Raw genomic sequence first — 2,132 nt, 5'->3', positions numbered from 1 at the left:
GCGGAACGGTAGACTTTTGCATGTTTCACCTCGGGGCTTTCGGGGTGGAGCGCCTTGCCTCGGCGGTCGCTCTCTACTTCGACCGTCGGGGCTTCTTTTTGTCCGGTGTGTCATATTTCAAGGCTTTCGCCACACCACAAGGCTTCCGCGATGCAGTGTGAAGAATTCTCCCAATTCCACAACCGGTTCTCTGTGATCACACGATCTCTCAGTGAAGTGGCCAGTTCAAGAGACTTCACACAACCGTCGTGCGATTGGAGATTCCACAGAAGACTCCTCCCGTGGGGAGAAAGTCCTGCGTAATATGTTTCTCCCAGTGAAGTCATGGAGGAACTCGTGACGAAGCGACCCACTGACCCCGCGTGGAAGCACTTCGGGAAGCAGATGCGGAAACACCGCGATGCCCTTGGTCTGCTGCAAGTCGACATCGCCAAGGTGCTCGGCGTCGTCGGAAGCTGTTACTCCTCATGGGAGACCGGCGCCCGGAAGGTCGATGAGAAGTACGTCAACAAGCTGGACGAAGCTCTGAAAGCCGGAGGGCGCATCGCTGAGGAGTGGGAGAAAGCCAGCCGTCAGGTGCGTACTGCGTTCAGGTTCGCGGAACTTCCGGAGCTGGAAGGCGCGGCCACGCAGATCCGCGACTTCCAAACGTTAGTGTTCCCGGGCCTGGTTCAGACACCGGAGTACGCTCGCGCGATCTTCGAGGATGGTTACCCCGGGATGCCATCGGCCTCCATCGAAGAACTCGTTCAGGCTCGAATCTCTCGGCAGCGCATCCTGGAGGAGGAAACCCGGCCGCTGGTGCTTTTCCTCATCGCTGAGTCGGTGTTCTATCAGCAAGTCGGGAACCGTGGTCCTGACCTGCTGCATGAGCAGGTGCAGCGTGTCCTCCGTGAGGTGGAGGGCGGTAGGGTGCGTGTGCAGATCGTCCCCCGGGACACCAAGAGGCACTACGGAAGCGGGGGGCCTTTCCGGTTGTACACCTTCGCAGACGAACCCTCTGTGGCTTCTGCTGAGTACATGACTGGGGAGACTGTGATCAGCGATAAGAACCGGTATCAGGAGTGCGTGACAACTTTCGGGCTTCTCCAGGGTGAGGCACACTCGGAGTCGACGTCACTTCAGATGGTGCGAGAGATGGTTGAGCGATGACGGAACGTGTGTGGCATAAGGCCAGCTACAGCGCAGCTAGCGGCAACTGTGTTGAGGTTTCTGAAGGTTCCGAGACCCTGGTTAGGGACACCCAGAACCGGGAGCTGGGCTACCTGTCGGCCCAGGCTTCCGAGTGGACGGCCTTGCTCGCGGCCGTGCGCGGCTAGTAGCCAGAGCCCTGTCTCCTCGGCGGTTCCTCGAAATCCTTCATGTGAGCATGAAAGGTCTGTGATGAGCAGCGAGAACAGTCCATGGCACAAGTCCTCCTTCAGTGACGGCGGTGGCGGTCACTGCGTAGAGGTCGCGGAGGGTCCGGTCACCGGTATCCGTGACACCCAGAACCGGGAGTTGGGCCATCTGTCGGCCGAGGCCTCGGAGTGGACGGCACTACTGGCTGCGGTGCGCGTCCGGTAGCGAAGTACCGCGATCCGGCCCTGCCCGCGCCTGGGCAGGGCCGGTTTCCTTTCCCACCCGTCACCCGCTCCGCGCCAGCCACACATCCACCACGAAACCGGGCCCGCAACCGGCCACACCTGGCTACGGTGTCCACCATGGCTACTCACGAGGAGCTGTCCGCCCGCTATCCCGACGTCCTCTTCACCAACCTGCCGCCCGGCGCCCACGGCACGGGGGCGGTCTGGGAGGTCCGGTCCCGCGGCTCCGACACGATCATCATGTACGCGCACACCGACGAGCAGGCCGACAGGTACGCGAAAGTCGTCGCCCGAGCGGTCAAGTACCCCGGCCAGATGGGGTGACGACGCCCCGCGCCGACGGACTGGGCTTGATCGGGTCCACTCCTGCATGCGCGGGACCGCAGGTTGTCCACAGGGCGAAGAGCGGTCTGGTGCGGTGCCGGACGGGCGGGCTACGCTCGATTCGGGGAAGTTCTCGCTCCGCGCAGGTGCGTCACGCGCCCCCAAATCCAGTCTGACCGGTCTTCCCACCCGCCGCCAACCCCCGGCTTCCGCCTGTGGACG

Annotated in this window: 4 protein-coding genes; all 4 read left to right on the top strand. The window is 62.6% G+C overall.

What is annotated here, in order from left to right; all coding sequences use genetic code 11:
• The first annotated feature begins 324 nt into the window (after nt 1-324).
• The 4 genes from DQW06_RS22305 to DQW06_RS22290 all read left to right on the top strand — a co-directional run bounded on the left by DQW06_RS22305 (nt 325) and on the right by DQW06_RS22290 (nt 1,910).
• Entirely contained in the window at nt 325-1,152 is an 828-nt protein-coding gene (locus DQW06_RS22305; RefSeq protein ID WP_019608370.1) for a helix-turn-helix transcriptional regulator, read from the top strand.
• Nucleotides 1,149-1,319, top strand: a complete 171-nt coding sequence (locus tag DQW06_RS22300; RefSeq protein ID WP_013153788.1) for a DUF397 domain-containing protein — start codon at nt 1,149-1,151, stop codon at nt 1,317-1,319. Before DQW06_RS22305 ends, DQW06_RS22300 begins: the two co-directional genes overlap by 4 nt.
• A 64-nt stretch (nt 1,320-1,383) precedes the next feature.
• Nucleotides 1,384-1,566, top strand: a complete 183-nt coding sequence (locus tag DQW06_RS22295) for a DUF397 domain-containing protein (protein ID WP_013153787.1) — start codon at nt 1,384-1,386, stop codon at nt 1,564-1,566.
• A gap of 137 nt (nt 1,567-1,703) precedes the next feature.
• On the top strand, nt 1,704-1,910 hold the full coding sequence (locus DQW06_RS22290) for a hypothetical protein (RefSeq protein ID WP_036552507.1): 207 nt from the start codon (nt 1,704-1,706) through the stop codon (nt 1,908-1,910).
• Nucleotides 1,911-2,132 lie beyond the last annotated feature (222 nt).

Source organism: Nocardiopsis sp. TNDT3 (assembly GCF_003427465.1).
In the GTDB taxonomy this organism is placed as follows: domain Bacteria; phylum Actinomycetota; class Actinomycetes; order Streptosporangiales; family Streptosporangiaceae; genus Nocardiopsis; species Nocardiopsis dassonvillei.
Note: the sequence above shows the minus strand (reverse complement) of the source record. Positions and strands in the feature narration are given on the sequence as shown.